We start from the raw sequence: 1,246 nt of genomic DNA, 5'->3' as shown, positions 1-1,246 counted from the left end.
GATTTCATCTTTTGTGTCATAGCCCATCAGGCGTAGCGCCTTGTTGACCGTGTTTTCACACATCGGTTTATAAGGATTGTGATCGCCGGGGAATACCAACACCTGATGCCCGGATATTTCCCGTATCTGTTTCAGAATAGCAATGGACTGACTGGAGAGTGGAACGATATGTGGAGTGCGCATTTTTGCACCACGCCCGGAGTAGCGGACACCGGGGATGGCCTCGCGAGTGGCAGGAATGGTCCAGATTCTATTTTTGAAATCGATCTCAGACCAACGGGCGAAACGAAGTTCGCTGGAACGGATGAACAGGTGCAGGGTGAGTGATACTGCCAGGCGGGTTAATTCTCGTCCTTGCTTGTAGTCCTTAATACTGGTTAACAGCTCTGGTAGTTGTTCCAGGGGAAGGGCAGGGTAGTGGCGTTTAACTGGAGGGGCGATTATACCGTCCAGATTGGCAGCCGGATTATGCTCTATCAACTCCTGATGCACGGCATGACGCATGATGTTGCACATATGCTGCCGAGTGCGTGCCGCCACTTCCAGCAGACCTTTTTGCTCAATTCCTTTCAGCAGGTCGATGAAATGTCGGGTTTTCAGTTCTGTGACTGGCAGGTGTCCAATTATCGGGAAGATATGATTGTTCATGCTGGCAAGCAGACGGGCGGCATGGTTCTCTGACCATGATTTGTTGCTTTTATGCCAGCTCAGCGCGATAGCCTTGAAGGTCTCTCCCGGTGATACCGTGGCTTTTTCAGCGGATCGCTGTTGTGCTGGGTTTATATTCTGCGCCAGCAATTTACGGATACCGTCACGCTGTTGACGAGCATCAGCCAGAGAGACATCAGGATAGGCACCCAAGCCGAGACGGGATTCTTTTCTATTGATACGATATTTGAGATACCAGAGACGTGAACCGCCTGGATTAACTAAAAGGTATAGGCCGTGAGAATCGGAAACTTTGAAGGGTTTAGCGGATGGTTTTAAGCTGCGGATTTTTGTGTCGTTAAGAGACATTTGGGGGTCACTCCGTCATCGAACCAACTTGACCCCAAATCTGACCACCAAATTCTCCCGATGCGGAGGGAAAACTAAAAATGCATCGGGAATATTTTTCGCGCTAACTTATTGAATCTAAATCACATAAGGATTCGCAAAGAGGCATGAAAACAAGAATTTGGCTCCTCTGACTGGACTCGAACCAGTGACATACGGATTAACAGTCCGCCGTTCTACCGACTGAACT

1 protein-coding gene is annotated in these 1,246 nt (G+C 49.1%); it reads right to left on the bottom strand.

What is annotated here, in order from left to right; all coding sequences use genetic code 11:
- Nucleotides 1-1,017 (bottom strand): integrase arm-type DNA-binding domain-containing protein (locus tag J8X26_RS18400; RefSeq protein WP_208951571.1); only part of this gene is annotated, 1,017 nt, incomplete at its 3' end.
- Nucleotides 1,018-1,246: the final 229 nt, after the last annotated feature.

The organism is Rahnella sp. ChDrAdgB13 (assembly GCF_017655185.1).
GTDB lineage: Bacteria > Pseudomonadota > Gammaproteobacteria > Enterobacterales > Enterobacteriaceae > Rahnella > Rahnella contaminans.
Note: the sequence above shows the minus strand (reverse complement) of the source record. Positions and strands in the feature narration are given on the sequence as shown.